Source organism: Pseudomonas sp. E45-MNA-CIBAN-0222 (assembly GCF_040310405.1).
Classification (GTDB): domain Bacteria; phylum Pseudomonadota; class Gammaproteobacteria; order Pseudomonadales; family Pseudomonadaceae; genus Stutzerimonas; species Stutzerimonas stutzeri_AC.
This window is the reverse complement of record NZ_JBEOPU010000005.1, coordinates 259,270-273,009: the sequence shown is the minus strand read 5'-3', so window position 1 is coordinate 273,009 and position 13,740 is coordinate 259,270. Positions and strand designations below refer to the sequence as shown.

Here is a 13,740-nt window from a genome sequence, read left to right as displayed (position 1 = left end):
GAACTACGTAGCGCCGCCCTGCAGGTAGCTGTCCAGGCAAGCATACAGTTGCTGACTCTCCAGCGGTTTTCCGATGAATTCGTCCATCCCCGAATCCAGCCCGCGCTGACGATGCTCAGCCAGCACATGAGCAGTTACTGCGATGATGGGTACAGCCTGCAGTTGCCGGTCTGCCTCCAGCTTGCGTATCTGCCGGCTGGCCTCGAATCCATCGACTTCGGGCATCTCGCAATCCATGAGAATCAGTTGCACGGCGTCGGGATCGCGACGGTAGAGATCCACTGCCTGACGTCCGTTGTCGGCGAGCTGAACGGCATAGCCGCGCTTCTTCAGCAGGCCGCGAACCACCATCTGATTAACCGGGTTGTCTTCGGCGACGAGAATGCAGGGCTCTCTGTGCGGGCGCGGCGTACTGGTTTCGTCGTCCTCGGTATGTGCGTGTGATTCTTGCTCGTAGAGTGTCTGCAGCGCCTCGCGCAGCGGAGCGCTCTGCAATGGTAGTGCGAGGCTGATCAGGCGTAGCCCAGGTGCAAGCGGCGGCGGCTCGTGAATCGGTGAGTAGAGCATGAGCACACGCTGATTATCCTCCAGCTCCGGGCGCAGGCGCTCCAGCCATTGGCTTGGGCTGCCCGGCCATGGCGCCAGCAGGACCAGCAGCGGCGGGGCGGTGAAATCCGTGAGGTAGTCCGGCAGGCGCTCCGGCGTCTGGCAGCGCTCGGTGCGCATACCCCAGCGCCGCAGCAGATGGCTCAACGCTTCGAGGCCCTGGGGGTCCTGCGACGCGAGCAATGCCGGGCGTCCTGCCAGCAATTGGGCGAGCGGATCTTCCAGGTCGACGGCGGCCTGCAGCGGGATTTCGAAGCAGAAGCGACTGCCACGGCCCGGCGCACTCTGCACCTCGATATGGCCGTTCATCATTTCCACCAGCTCCTTGCTGATCGCCAGGCCAAGGCCGCTGCCGCCATAGCGTCGTGTGGTGCTCGAGTCACCCTGGGAGAAGGACTCGAACAGCTGCGCCAGCACCTCTTGGCGCATGCCGATGCCACTGTCGCTGACGCAGAACACTAGCCGTGGTGCGCCGTCCTGAGGTTGGCGGCAGGAGACTTCGAGCAGCACGTGGCCGTGCTCGGTGAACTTCAGCGCATTGCTCAGCAGGTTCATCAGAATCTGCTTGAGCCGCGTGGGGTCGCCACGTATCCGCCGAGGTACACCGGGTTCCAGTCCCACGTGCAGGCTCAGTTGTTTTTCCAGCGCTTGCGCGGTGAACAGCCTGATGGTTTCGGAAATCAGCACTTCAAGGTCGAAATCGATGTCCTCGAGGCTTAGCTTGCCCGAACCGATCCGGGCGTAGTCGAGGATGTCGTTGATCACTGCCATCAGCGAGTTGCCGGAGCTGGAGATGGTATCCAGATAGAACTGCTGGCTGCGGTCCAGCGGCGTTTCACGCAGCAGTTGCAGCATGCCGAGTACGCCATTCAATGGTGTGCGGATCTCGTGACTCATCTTGGCCAGGAAGCGGCTCTTGGCCTCGTTCTCGCTGGCGGCCCGCTCGGCGGCCTCACGCGAGCGATAACCCTCTTCCTTGAGCAGGTTGATGCGGTCGGCCAGTCCAATGGACAGAGTGATCAGTTCGAAGGCGACGCTGGCCTTGACCACCGCCGCGCCGTACAGGCCGAACAATTCGAAGCCCAGTGAGCCGGCTGTGACCAGGATGAACGAGGCCAGCAGCACGCCCCAGGCTAGCGTGTAGTAGACCCCGTAGCGTACGCCGCGGCGCCAGACGAAGGCGCCAGTGACGAGCAGACCGAACGAGGCGACGATCACCGTGATGCTGGCCAGAATGCTCCAGGTCTGCACGTCCAGTAGAAGGCCGGAAATCATGCTGCCGAGCGCGATCAGCAGCGTGCAGCGCAACACGAGGTCAAGCCGCGGGAAGAGCTCGCGGGTGTGCAGGAAGTGCCGGCTGAACTGAATGGCGATCAGGCAGTGGCTGAACATCAGGGCGTAGATCCCCAGCGCCACCAGCCCACTGTCGTCGGCCAGCCATTTGACCAGCAGTCCATCGAAGGAAAGGGCAAACAAGCCGACGTTGAGGGTGTAGACCAGATACCAGAAATACGCAGGTTCGCGCAGCGCGGCGAAGAGGAACAGGTTGTAGCAGAACATCGCGAAAAGCACGCCGTAGAAGGCGCCGCTGATGCCGCTTAGTTCCTGTTGCTGGGCCGCACTGGCGTTGTAGGTGCTGAAGTACAGCGGTACGTAGAGGGTGCTGGTGGTCTTGATCCGTAACAGTACTGTGGTTTCACCCGGAGGTAACTCAACGGGGAACCAGAAATCGCTGACCTTTACCGGCCGATCCGCAAAGGGATAGCGATCCCCGGTCAACTGCCGGCTGATGCTGCCATCCGGGTGTTGCAGAAACAGCTCGATATGGTCGAGCAGCGGGTAGTTGATCTCGATGAAGCCGCCCAGGGGCATGCCAAACCGATTTACCAGGCTTGCGCGCAGCCACCAGGTCGAGCTGTTCTTGCCTTTATTTACATGGCCGCCCGTGACCGGTTGCAAGCGTTCGGCCGGTAGCCGCAGGACATCGTCGACACTCAACTCGCCGGCCGGGTCTTCCAGATACATAGTGCCGCTGGCGAGGGATTGGCGTGTATCAATGGAATCGAGCAGGACGGGGGTGAACGCCCATGCTTGTAGCGACAGGCAAATGAGCAGCAGAGCCAGGCATGAACGCGGCAACATGTTCCAATCCGGAAGGGTGCATCCCCTGAACCAGGGCGACACATATGGGTAGAGCGGTGTGACGGTACCGATTCCTTCGGGCTCTACATGGCGCCTTCAGAGTGCCGCACGTCCTTGTGGGGGCTAACTTTGCCGAGTTACGCGCCCAGCGGCAAGCGCCGCCTGCTCGAAGCAGGCGCCTTGTCACGTAAGCCGGGGGCTCAGCTGTTACGTTCCTGCGGGTCGGCATGGCGGCCGATGAGGGTGTCGACGGGTGGTACACGCGTGTCGTTTTCCATCTGAGCGTCATGCTCCAGCTGATGACTGAAACGCTCCAGCGAATCCTTGGAATGAGCATCGCTGGCGAAGACCGGCTGGCTGAGCATGTAGCCGCAGAGCAGGCGACTCATGGCGGCAAGACTGTCGATATGGGTGCGTTCATAACCGTGGGTGGCATCGCAACCGAACGCTACCAGCGCGGTGCGAATGTCGTGCCCGGCCTCTACCGCCGACTGGGCATCACTGTGGTAGTAGCGGAACAGGTCACGGCGTACCGGGATCTCGTGCTCACCGGCAAGCTTGAGCAGATGGCGCGAGAGGTGGAAGTCGTAAGGCCCGCCAGAATCCTGCATTGCCACGGTGACGGCATGCTCGCTCGAGGCTTGCCCCTTGGCTGCGGGCGCAATGTCGATGCCGACGAACTCACTGACGTCCCAAGGCAGCGCACCTGCCGCGCCAGAACCGGTTTCCTCGGTGATGGTGAACAGAGGATGTACATCGATGGGCGGTTCGCGGCCACTTTCGACGATGGCCTTGAGCGCGGCGAGCAGGGCTGCGACGCCAGCCTTGTCATCCAGATGACGAGCACTGATGTAGCCGCTCTCGGTGAATTCCGGCATCGGATCGAAGGCAACGAAGTCGCCGACGTTGACGCCCAGGGCGCAGGTTTCGTTGCGGCTATAGGTGTAGGCGTCCAGACGCAGCTCCACGTGGTCCCAGCTGACCGGCGCTTCGTCCACTGCAGTGTTGAAGGCATGTCCCGACGCCAGCAGAGGTAGCACGCTGCCGCGGATCACACCAGTGTCGGTAAAGACACTGACGCGACTGCCTTCGGCAAAGCGGCTCGACCAGCAACCAACGGGCGCAAGGCCAAGTCGGCCGGTGTCGTGAATCTCGCGGACGATGGCGCCGATCGTGTCCAGGTGCGCGGCTACCGCGCGATCCGGGCTGTAGCGGCGTCCCTTGAGCGTCGCGCGGATGGTGCCGCGGCGGGTCAGTTCGTAAGGGATGCCCAGTTCGGCCAGGCGCTCGGCAACGTAGCGCACGATGGTATCGGTGAAACCGGTAGGGCTGGGAATGGCGAGCATTTCCAGCAACACACGTTGCATGTAATTGAGATCGGGTTCAGGTAGTTGTGCGGTCATGGGAGCATCCTTTGATGGCGGCCGTTGGCCACCTTCTAAGCTTGGGGTCGGGCGTATCCGAGGGCGAGCCCTATCGGCCGCCAGCGACCGTATGGCGGCGGCCCGGCATGGCGCCGGACCGTCGGTGCTCAGCCAGTGGTGCTGAGCGGGAAGAGCAGGTCAATGAAGCGCTCGGCGGTCGGTTGCGGCTGGTGGTTGGCCAGGCCGACGCGCTCGTTGGCTTCGATGAAGACGTACTCCGGTTGATCCGGGGACGGCACCAGCAGGTCCAGGCCGACCACCGGAATGTCCAAGGCGCGGGCGGCGCGCACGGCTGCATCAATCAAGTCGTGATGCAATTGCGCGGTGACATCTTCCAGCGTGCCGCCGGTATGCAGGTTCGCAGTGCGCCGCACGGCGAGGCGCTGGCCGTCGGGCAAGACGCTATCGAAGTCGACTCCGGCGTCGCGCAGGCAGCGCTGAGTCTCCTCGTCGAGCGGAATATGGCTTTCTCCGCCGGTAGCTGCCTGGCGCCGGCGGCTCTGCTTCTCGATCAGCGAACCGATGCTGGTGCGGCCATCGCCGATGACTTCCGCCGGGCGACGTATTGCGGCGGCGACCACCTCGAAACCGATTACCACGATGCGCAGGTCCAAACCGGGGTGATAGCTTTCCAATATCACCCGGCTGTCATACTGCCTGGCGCGCTGGATCGCATCTTCCATCTCGGCGGCATCGCGCAGGTCCACGGCAACGCCCATGCCCTGTTCGCCGTCCACCGGCTTGACCACAACGCTGCCATGTTCGGCAAGAAATGCGGCGTTTTCTCCAGGTGCTGCGGCCAGTTGCTGCGCGGGTAGGCTGATGCCTACGTGAGAGAGGGTGCGGTGCGTCAGGCGCTTGTCCTGGCATAGGGTCATGCTGACGGCCGAGGTTAAATCCGACAGCGACTCGCGGCAGCGCACGCGACGCCCGCCCTGGGTCAGGGTGAACAACCCGGCTTCGGCGTCATTGACTTCGATTTCGATACCACGGCGTCGTGCTTCGTCGACAATGATCTTGGCGTAGGGGTTGAGTGTCGCCTCAGGGCCCGGGCCAAGGAACAGCGGCTGGTTGAAGCTGTTCTTGCGCTTGACGGTGAAGGTCTGCAGATCGCGAAAGCCCAGCTTGGCGTAGAGCGCTTTGGCTTGCTGGTTGTCGTGCAGTACCGACAGGTCGAGGTAAGCCAGGCCGCGGCCCATGTAGTGTTCGATCAGGTGGCGTACCAGCGCTTCACCGACGCCCGGTCGCGGGCAGCTGGGCGAAACCGCCAGGCACCAGAGGCTCGAGCCGTTCTCCGGGTCGTTGAATGCGCGGTGGTGATCGACGCCCATGACGCTACCAATGATCTGCCCCGAGGTCTCGTCTTCGGCCAGCCAGTACACCGGGCCGCCCTGTTCACGTGGGGTGCAGCGCTCCGGATCGACCGGCATCATCCCGCGCGACTGGTACAGGCCGTTGATGGCGTGCCAGTCGGCATCGCTCTGGGCGCGGCGCACGCAGAAACCGCGGAATCGCTTCTGCGAAGGGCGATAGTCGGTGAACCAGATACGCATGGTATCGGAGGGATCGAGGAAGAGTTGCTGCGGGGCATAGGACAGCACCTGATGCGGAGCGGCGACATACAGCGCGATGTCGCGCTCGCCAGCCTGCTCGTTGAGCAGTTCAGCCGCGAGCTGTGCAGGGTCGGAATAGGTGTGGCCGACCAGGATGCGGCCCCAGCCGCAGTGAAGGACCACCGGGCCGCAGGGTTCTTCCTGACCATCCTCGGCGAAGCGTGCCTGCAGCCTCTGGTAGGTCGGAGCCTGTCCGCGCAACAGACGCTGGCCGTAGGCTTGGGACTTCTGCATGGTGCGTTCCTTGATACTAAGTCACGAACCGGCACGCGGCGGGGCGATGTGCTCGCCCCCGTGGTGCGTGGCAACCGCAGCCGTTCGTGAGCGGGTTATCGGGGCCGTCGTGGCCTGGCGCCTGCATCGGCCACCGTCAAAGGCCTTGTTCGCTCAACCATAGGTTGACCGCTGCCAGCTGCCAGAGTTTTGAACCGCGCAGCGGCGTGAGCTGGCCATCCGGATCGGCGAGCAGTTTCTCCAGTGCCTGCGGCTTATAGAGGCCGCGTTCCTGACTGGGGTCGAGCAGCATCTCGCGAACCCAGTTCAGCGTCGCACCCTGCAAATGCTTGAGGCCCGGCACCGGGAAATAGCCCTTCGGCCGGTCGATCACCTCGGCGGGGATCACCTGGCGTGCGGCTTCCTTGAGCACGTACTTGCCGCCGTCGGGCAGCTTGAACTTCGCCGGAATCCGCGCCGACAGCTCGGCCACGCGGTAGTCGAGGAACGGCGTGCGCGCCTCCAGGCCCCAGGCCATGGTCATGTTGTCCACGCGTTTGACCGGATCATCGACCAGCATCACCGTGCTGTCGATGCGCAGGGCCTTGTCCACCGCCGCATCGGCGCCGGGCCGGGCGAAGTGCTGGCGCACGAAGTCGCCCGAGAAGTCGCCCTGGACCCACTGCTGCTGCACGGTCTCGGCATATTCCTCGTACGTGCGATCGCGGAACGCGGCGAGGTAGGCCGCCACCGGGTCTTCGGCGCCGTCCACCAGCGGATACCAGTGGTAGCCGGCGAACAGTTCGTCGGCGCCCTGGCCGCTCTGCACCACCTTGCAGTGCTTGGCCACTTCCCGCGAGAGCAGGTAGAAGGCGATGCAGTCATGGCTGACCATCGGCTCGCTCATCGCCTGGAAGGCGGCCGGCAGCTGTTCGAGGATTTCCTTTTCCTGAATACGCAGCTGGTGATGACGCGTGTTGTAGTGCTTGGCGATCAGATCCGAGTACTTGAACTCGTCGCCGCGCTCGCCGCCGGCGTCTTCGAAGCCGATGGAGAAGGTCAGCAGGTTGTCCGCCACACCGGCTTCGCGCAGCAGGCCGACCAGCAGGCTGGAGTCGACACCACCGGAGAGCAGCACGCCGACATCCACCGCGGCGCGCTGACGAATCGCCACTGCCTCGCGCATGGTATCCAGCGTGCGCTGCTTCCAGTCTTCGAAGCTGTAATTGCGTTCCTCTTCACGGGCGCCGAATTCCAGCTCCCACCAGCGCTGGGTGGTGGTTGCGCCATTGGCGTCGACGCGCATCCAGCTCGCCGGCGGCAATTTCTCGATACCGGCGATCAGCGTGTCCGGTGCCGGAACCACGGCGTGGAAACTCATGTAGTGGTTCAGTGCCACCGGATTCAGTACACCGGCGATATCGCCGCCCTTGAGCAGTGCCGGCAGCGACGAGGCGAAGCGCAGGCGCTGGCCGGTGCGCGACAGGTACAGCGGTTTGACGCCAAGACGGTCGCGGGCGATGAACAGCTGCTGGCTGTCACGCTCCCAGATGGCGAAGGCGAACATGCCGTTCAGTCGCGGCAGCAGCGCTTCGCCCCAGGCATGGAAGCCCTTGAGCAGCACTTCGGTATCGCCTTCGGAGAAGAAGCGATAACCCAGGCCTTCCAGCTCTGCGCGCAATTCCGGGTAGTTGTAGATGGCGCCATTGAAGACCATCGACAGGCCGAGGGCCGAGTCGATCATCGGCTGGCCGGAGGCCTCGCACAGATCCATGATCTTCAGACGTCGATGACCCAGGGCAAGTGGGCCCTGACTATGAAAACCGCACGCGTCGGGGCCGCGCGCAGTCAAATGTTGGGTGATGCGTTCAACCGCAGCCAGATCGGCCGGGCGGTTATCGAAACGAAGTTCTCCAGCTATGCCACACATAAGATCCTTACCGGTTTTGCCGTTGGGGAGTGTGACTGGCCCGTCACCCGCGAAGTTCAGCCTTTCGGATCAGCGCAGCGGCGCCGATGCGGCCGGGTATAGGTCAGTCAGCTTTTTACACCAAAACAAAAAAATGCTTTGATGTCAAAGTTAGTTGTAGCAAGAAATACTGAATATGGCGGAAGAAACAGTTTCAAACGAAATCAATAGTGTCGAGCTAGAAGCCTTCGAAATGCCGCTGTTTCAGGCCATGCGCCGGTTGCAGCAAGACGCCGAAGTGCATGCCAAACGGCTGGCGCGTTACGGCGGGCTGAGCCCTGTGCAGCTGATGATCCTGCAGGTGCTGGCTAGCGAAGGGCAGTTGACCGCAAGTGACCTGAGTCGGCGCGTCAGCCTTACCGCAGCCACGCTTTCCGGTCAGATCGACCGGCTGGAGGAGCGCGGCCTGTTGCAGCGCCAGCGCGACGATCAGGACCGTCGCCGCCAGTGGCTGCTGCTCAGCGATAACGGCCGCGCCTTGTTGCAGCAGGCGCCTGCGCTGTTGTCTCCGGAATTCCGCGCACGTTTCGCCGCCCTGCCACAATGGGAGCGCCACGCGCTGACCGCCGCGCTGCTGCGTGCCGCCGAGCTGTGCGGCGACATGGAGTGAGCGCCGCTAGCGCGAGTTCTTAAGGCTTTCCACGGTCAGCTCCAGCGCCTTGCGCATGTCCAGCCGTGCCGAGCGACCGACATCGCGATCATCCAGCCGATAGCCGCGTTCCGACGGCAGAATCGGCGCGGTAAGGTCATCCGCCTCGGCGGGTTCGAAATCCGAATCACGGCCGATGGTCATGGCGCTGCGGCGTAGCAGTTCACGCACCTGATCCGGCTCTAGCTCGGGATTGACCGACAGCATCGCGCCCACTGCGCCGGCAACCAGCGGCGTGGCATAGGAAGTGCCGCAGTGCACGTCGCCGCGCTTGTCGGGGTCGAGCGTGGCGGCGCGGGTGCAGGCGGCTGCGGTGATGTCCACACGCATATCGACGTTGGACGACTTGCGCTTGCGCACGTAGTCGGGGTGCTCCACCGAGACCTTTTTCCTGTCGTCGCGCTCATGGCCACCGACCACCAGCAGCTGCTCGGTGATGAACGAGGAGGGCAGTCGATAGTCGTCGAGCCCGGAGTGGGCCGAACCATTGCCCGCCGAGTTGATGACCAGCACGTCAGGATGCTCGCGGCGCAGCCAGAGGAAGAACTCCTCCAGAAGCTCTTCGTAGCCGCTCATGGCAATCCCGGAGCGCAGCAGCGAGTCCACCGGTTCGCCATCCACATCTACCGTGCCGATGCGGTGAATGCCCCAGCTCCAGTTGAGGATGCGCGCGCCGTCTTCGACCAGATTTACCGAGGCCGCGACGTTGGCCGTGATGCCGGCGTCCGAGTTGCGCTCGACGATGACCTCGAAGCCCGGCCCGGTGCCGTCCAGTGCACTGAGAAAGCCCTGATCGCGGGCATCGCTGGCGTGGGCGGCGAGAATGCCGGCGACGCTGCTGCCGTGGTTGTCCGGCCGATCGGCATCGCGGGCGTAGAGACAGGTGCGCTGCTGTTGCGGGTCACAGGGTTCGAGGTACTCGGCGAAATGCGGTGCATCGAAATCCACCGCGCGCTCGATGATTCCGATACGCACCGGCTGTTTTTCGCCGGTGCGCTGGCCGGCGGGAATGCGTTCGCGGTAGTAGTCCACTGCATCGAGGAAGCGGTTGGCGGCCCACTCGCGGTTCTGCGGGCGCTTCTGATCCGCGGTCTTGCCGGTTTCCTGCTCGTCGTTCTCGGCGGCCGATTCCTCGATTACCACGGCATCCACACCCACCTCGCTGCCCAGGCGCAGCACCATGGCGTCGCGTTCGGTCAGATCCTTCACCGGCAGGCGCAGCTGGTAGGTGTTCAACGGTGGGATGGCGCCGACCACCTTGGCGTCGTATTTCTCGGCGAGTTGCCGCGCCTTCTTCAGGCCGTCGTGATCCTCCTCGATGATCAGGCTGACCAGATCGACATAAGTGGTCAGGTCGTCCATGTTGCGCGCCACCTCATCGGGCTTGGCGGCGAGCACCTGGCTGCGTCCGGCCGAAAGCCAGACAGGGTTGCTGCGCGTTCCATCATGCTCCAGCCAAAGCGGACCGCTGCGTACTGCGTCCGGCCCGAGGGTCAGGCGCAGCTGCTCCCCGTCGCGCTGGAGCGTGTCGGCATCCAATCGCTGGCTGTTGAGGTACAGCTGCACATTGGCGCGGGGCAGGCCTTTGGCCTGCAGACACCAACTCTGCGGATCCTCGGCAAAGAGGTCGCCGCAACGCTTGAGTTGGGTGATGCGGATTGGGTCTTCAGCAGCTGCCGGAAGGATGATGAGGGTGCCCAATAGCCCGAGGCCAAGGGTGAACAGGGTGCAAGCGCGTGCAGGCATGGTTCAACGTCGCTCGAGGTAGTTGACGCTGAACAGCCCGCGCCGGTCGGTCCACTGACCGCGACAGTCGAACCCGGCGGCATCGGCCAGGGCAGCGAAGGATTCCAGCGTGTACTTGTAGGAGTTTTCCGTATGCAGGCTTTCCCCGGCATCGAAGTGGAAGCGCCGGCCTTCGATGGTCACGTCCTGCGCATCGGGGCTGATCAGGTGCATCTCAATGCGCGATTCGGCCTCGTTGAAGAAGGCGCGATGGACGAAGCGTGACGGGTCGATGTCGCTGTCCAGCTCGTTGCGGATGCGCTGCAGCAGGTTGAGGTTGAAGGCGGCTGTGACATGGGCGCGGTCGTTGTAGGCCGCTTCCAGCACCGCACGATCCTTGACCAGATCGACGCCGATCACCAGGCCGCCGCCGACCGGCAGCACATCGTGCAGCCGCTGCAGAAAGGCTGCGGCCTCGCCCGGGGTGAAATTGCCGATGCTGGAACCGGGGAAGAACATCAGCGGGTGCTCGCTGGAAAAATCATCCGGCAGGTTCAGCTCGTTGGAAAAGTCGGTACAGGCCGCGTGCACCTCCAGCCAGGGATAGTCGGCGGCCAGGCGCTGGGTGCTGCTGAGCAGGAAGTCTTCAGAGATGTCGATGCCCAGGTAGCTGGTTGGGTGCAGCGCCTCCAGCAGCAGGCGTACCTTGCGGCTCGCGCCGCTGCCCAGTTCGATCAGGTCGCTGTGGGGACCGGCGATGTCGAGGATGTCGTTGGCCGCGTCGGCGAGAATCTGTTCTTCGGTGCGGGTGATGTAGTACTCGGGCTGCTGGCAGATTTGTTCGAACAGCTCGGAACCGCGGCGATCGTAGAAGAACTTCGGTGAGGCCCATTTCGGGCTCGCAGCGAACCCGGCAAGGGTTTCGTCGCGCAGGGAAGCATCATGTGGCTGTTGCAGCTGATCGTGAAAGTGAATTGCCAGCGCCATGTTCAAAGCCCTCTGGCCAGGCGTAGCCCGGCGAATTGCCAGCGCATCGCCGGCTGGAAGAAGTTGCGGTAGGTGACTCGCACGTGGGATTCCGGCGTGGCGCAGCAACCGCCACGCAAGACCATTTGGCCGGACATGAATTTGCCGTTGTATTCACCCAGGCTGCCCTCCAGCGGACGAAAGCCGGGGTAGGGCAGGTAGGCGCTGGCGGTCCACTCCCAGACATCACCGAACAGCTGCCGGGGGCCGTCGTGACCGGGCAGGGCGGCGACCGGTTGCAGGTAGTCGCTTTCAAGGAAGTTGCCGCGCAGCGGCTGGTCGGCGGCGGCGACTTCCCATTCCGCTTCGCTCGGCAGGCGTGCCCCGGCCCAGCGGGCATAGGCATCGGCCTCGTAATAGCTGATGTGGCAGACAGGCGCTTCCAGGTCCAGCGGGCGCAGGCCGCCGAGGGTCATTTCGTACCAGCTGGCCTCTTCGCGCAGCCAGTACAGCGGAGCGTTCCAGCCGGACTGCTGGATCAGGTCCCAGCCATCGGACAGCCACAGCTCCGGGCGGGCATAACCGCCGTCAGTGATGAACGACAGGTATTCGCGGTTGCTCACCAGGCGTTCGGCAAGCTGGAAATCCTCGACGAACTGGCGATGTCGCGGGGTTTCGCAATCGAAGGCGAAATCGCTGCCGGCATGCCCGATGTGCTGCACGCCGCCGGTGTATTCATGCCAGCGCGGGCGCTCGGGGCTGCTGGGCCGGGGCTGGGCGAGATCGTCGCGATAAACCGGGTGCAGCGGGTTCTGCGCGAGGATGTGTTTGATGTCCATCAGCAGCAGTTCCTGGTGCTGCTGCTCATGCTGCAGGCCGAGGCCGACGCGGCGGACGATTTCGGCAGCCTGCTCGCGCGGCGGATTGCTCAGTAGTTCGCCCATGGCCTGGTCGACGTGGCGGCGATAGCGATAGATCTCGTCCACACCCGGGCGGGACAGCACACCGCGCCGCGCCCGCGGAAAGGGCAGGCCATGGGTCTGGTAGTAGGAGTTGAACAGGTAGTCGTAGGCCTCGTTCAGCCGCCGGTAGCCGGGCAGATAAGGCAACAGCAGAAAGGTCTCGAAGAACCAGCTGACATGCGCTAGGTGCCATTTCGGCGGGCTGACTTCCGGCGTGCTTTGGATGACGTAATCCTCGACCTGCAGCGGCGTGCAGATCGCCTCGCTGGTGGCGCGTACCTGCCGGTAACGCTGCAGCAACAGGTCGAGTTCGGCGAGTACCGGGTGCGAATGTGGCTGCTCTGCCAGGTTGCCCATGGCTGTCCCCCTCGGGTTTGACGACCGAAACGGCCTCCCATAGCGACCCGGCGCGGCGGGCAAAAGTTTCTGCCGGCCGGCTTGGCGACCATGAAGAAAAAGCGGCCGCGCTCTGGTCACTCTGTATGAGCAAAGCAGGGGATCGAGCCATGCGAAAGTTGTCAGTCCTGGGTTCCGCGGTGCTGTTGGCTGCCTGCGGGCAACACAATACGGCGTCCTACACCGACGCCGCGGGCGCGCCGAAAAGCGCCGAGACGCGCACCCTCGAGGCCGGCGCAAAGCTGTTGCAGGGCAAGGCGCCGCTGAATGCCGTGAGCGCTTACCTCAACGGCTTTCACTTCTACAGCGGCGACATCGACGGGCAGATGGAGGCCCACCACTACGTCACGCGGCTGAACGAGGACGTGTTGCAGGCGCTGATCTACGACGGCAATGGCAGCAATGCCAAGCTCATGGGCGTCGAGTACATCATCAGCGCGCGCCTGTTCGCGACACTGCCCGAGGACGAGAAGAAGCTTTGGCACAGCCACGATTACGAGGTGAAGTCCGGCTCACTGGTCGCCCCCGGCCTGCCGCAGGTAGCGGAAAAGCAGCTGATGGAGCAGGTAGTCAGCACCTATGGCAAGACGTGGCACACCTGGCATACCGACCGCGACAAGGAGCTGCCCTACGGAATCCCGGCGCTGATGATGGGTTTCACCGCGGACGGCCAGCTGGATCCGGCACTGGAAAAGGCCCGTGACGACCGCATCGGGGTGGATACCCAGGCAATCCGTCGCAGCCGCGAGTCGATTCTGCAACCCACGGTCGATCCGGCGGCGAATGCCTGGGAGAAAGGTGAAGTGATTCAGCTGCAGCGGGTGCGGGGCGCCGGCGAGCACCGCCACGGTGATACCGCTGGCGAGGCCGAGATCAACGAATCGGGGCGCGTGCAAAAACAGCGGCAGCGTAGCGACACGCGCTGAGCGCCGCTTACGCTCCTCCAGCAATGCTGGACTGAGCGAGGTTTGGCTAGCCTTAGTCTCGTAGGGTGGGCTTTAGGCCCACTAAACTGCCAAGAAAGCGAACGCGCGGTGGGCTGAAGCCCACCCTACGGTCGGCGTGGGATGCTGAA

At 63.6% G+C, this 13,740-nt stretch carries 9 protein-coding genes; 2 read left to right on the top strand and 7 right to left on the bottom strand.

Going from position 1 to position 13,740, the window contains the following annotated elements; genetic code table 11:
• Positions 1 to 3: 3 nt before the first annotated feature.
• The 4 genes from AAEZ08_RS10000 to AAEZ08_RS09985 all read right to left on the bottom strand — a co-directional run bounded on the left by AAEZ08_RS10000 (position 4) and on the right by AAEZ08_RS09985 (position 7,928).
• The gene (locus AAEZ08_RS10000; protein ID WP_102821563.1) at positions 4 to 2,748 is read right to left on the bottom strand and encodes a hybrid sensor histidine kinase/response regulator; all 2,745 of its coding nucleotides are present in this window, start codon (positions 2,746 to 2,748) and stop codon (positions 4 to 6) included.
• Between the two features lie 200 nt (positions 2,749 to 2,948).
• The gene (locus AAEZ08_RS09995) at positions 2,949 to 4,151 is read right to left on the bottom strand and encodes an osmoprotectant NAGGN system M42 family peptidase (protein WP_058064201.1); all 1,203 of its coding nucleotides are present in this window, start codon (positions 4,149 to 4,151) and stop codon (positions 2,949 to 2,951) included.
• Positions 4,152 to 4,279: 128 nt separating this feature from the next.
• A complete protein-coding gene (ngg, locus tag AAEZ08_RS09990; protein WP_003285631.1) occupies positions 4,280 to 6,019 on the bottom strand; it encodes an N-acetylglutaminylglutamine synthetase in 1,740 nt (579 codons plus the stop codon).
• A 136-nt stretch (positions 6,020 to 6,155) separates the two neighbouring features.
• Positions 6,156 to 7,928: an N-acetylglutaminylglutamine amidotransferase gene (locus tag AAEZ08_RS09985; protein WP_483031907.1), complete on the bottom strand. Its 1,773-nt coding sequence runs from the start codon at positions 7,926 to 7,928 to the stop codon at positions 6,156 to 6,158.
• Between the two features lie 175 nt (positions 7,929 to 8,103).
• On the opposite strand from AAEZ08_RS09985, the gene AAEZ08_RS09980 reads away from it, so the two are divergent.
• Positions 8,104 to 8,577 (top strand): MarR family winged helix-turn-helix transcriptional regulator, encoded by a 474-nt coding sequence (locus AAEZ08_RS09980; protein ID WP_003285634.1) that lies wholly within the window; start codon positions 8,104 to 8,106, stop codon positions 8,575 to 8,577.
• A gap of 6 nt (positions 8,578 to 8,583) precedes the next feature.
• On the opposite strand, the gene AAEZ08_RS09975 is transcribed toward AAEZ08_RS09980, so the two are convergent.
• The 3 genes from AAEZ08_RS09975 to egtB are packed head-to-tail and all read right to left on the bottom strand — an operon-like array spanning position 8,584 to position 12,626.
• A complete protein-coding gene (locus AAEZ08_RS09975) occupies positions 8,584 to 10,362 on the bottom strand; it encodes a S8/S53 family peptidase (protein ID WP_500124196.1) in 1,779 nt (592 codons plus the stop codon).
• A 3-nt stretch (positions 10,363 to 10,365) separates the two neighbouring features.
• On the bottom strand, positions 10,366 to 11,328 hold the full coding sequence (gene egtD, locus AAEZ08_RS09970) for an L-histidine N(alpha)-methyltransferase (RefSeq protein ID WP_500124194.1): 963 nt from the start codon (positions 11,326 to 11,328) through the stop codon (positions 10,366 to 10,368).
• A gap of 2 nt (positions 11,329 to 11,330) precedes the next feature.
• Positions 11,331 to 12,626 carry an ergothioneine biosynthesis protein EgtB gene (egtB, locus tag AAEZ08_RS09965; RefSeq protein WP_500124193.1) on the bottom strand — a complete coding sequence of 432 codons (1,296 nt, stop codon included), beginning with the start codon at positions 12,624 to 12,626 and terminating at the stop codon, positions 11,331 to 11,333.
• A gap of 149 nt (positions 12,627 to 12,775) precedes the next feature.
• On the opposite strand from egtB, the gene AAEZ08_RS09960 reads away from it, so the two are divergent.
• Complete coding sequence (locus AAEZ08_RS09960; protein WP_102821568.1) at positions 12,776 to 13,591, top strand: OBAP family protein; 816 nt, start codon at positions 12,776 to 12,778, stop codon at positions 13,589 to 13,591.
• The last annotated feature ends 149 nt before the right edge of the window (positions 13,592 to 13,740 follow it).

Coding starts and splice junctions, on each gene's coding strand:
- AAEZ08_RS10000 (WP_102821563.1), bottom strand. CDS start 2,748: ATGTTGCCGCGTTCATGCCTGGCTCTGCTGCTCATTTGCCTGTCGCTA.
- AAEZ08_RS09975 (WP_500124196.1), bottom strand. CDS start 10,362: ATGCCTGCACGCGCTTGCACCCTGTTCACCCTTGGCCTCGGGCTATTG.
- AAEZ08_RS09960 (WP_102821568.1), top strand. CDS start 12,776: ATGCGAAAGTTGTCAGTCCTGGGTTCCGCGGTGCTGTTGGCTGCCTGC.
- AAEZ08_RS09985 (WP_483031907.1), bottom strand. CDS start 7,928: ATGTGTGGCATAGCTGGAGAACTTCGTTTCGATAACCGCCCGGCCGAT.
- egtD (WP_500124194.1), bottom strand. CDS start 11,328: ATGGCGCTGGCAATTCACTTTCACGATCAGCTGCAACAGCCACATGAT.
- egtB (WP_500124193.1), bottom strand. CDS start 12,626: ATGGGCAACCTGGCAGAGCAGCCACATTCGCACCCGGTACTCGCCGAA.
- AAEZ08_RS09980 (WP_003285634.1), top strand. CDS start 8,104: ATGGCGGAAGAAACAGTTTCAAACGAAATCAATAGTGTCGAGCTAGAA.
- ngg (WP_003285631.1), bottom strand. CDS start 6,019: ATGCAGAAGTCCCAAGCCTACGGCCAGCGTCTGTTGCGCGGACAGGCT.
- AAEZ08_RS09995 (WP_058064201.1), bottom strand. CDS start 4,151: ATGACCGCACAACTACCTGAACCCGATCTCAATTACATGCAACGTGTG.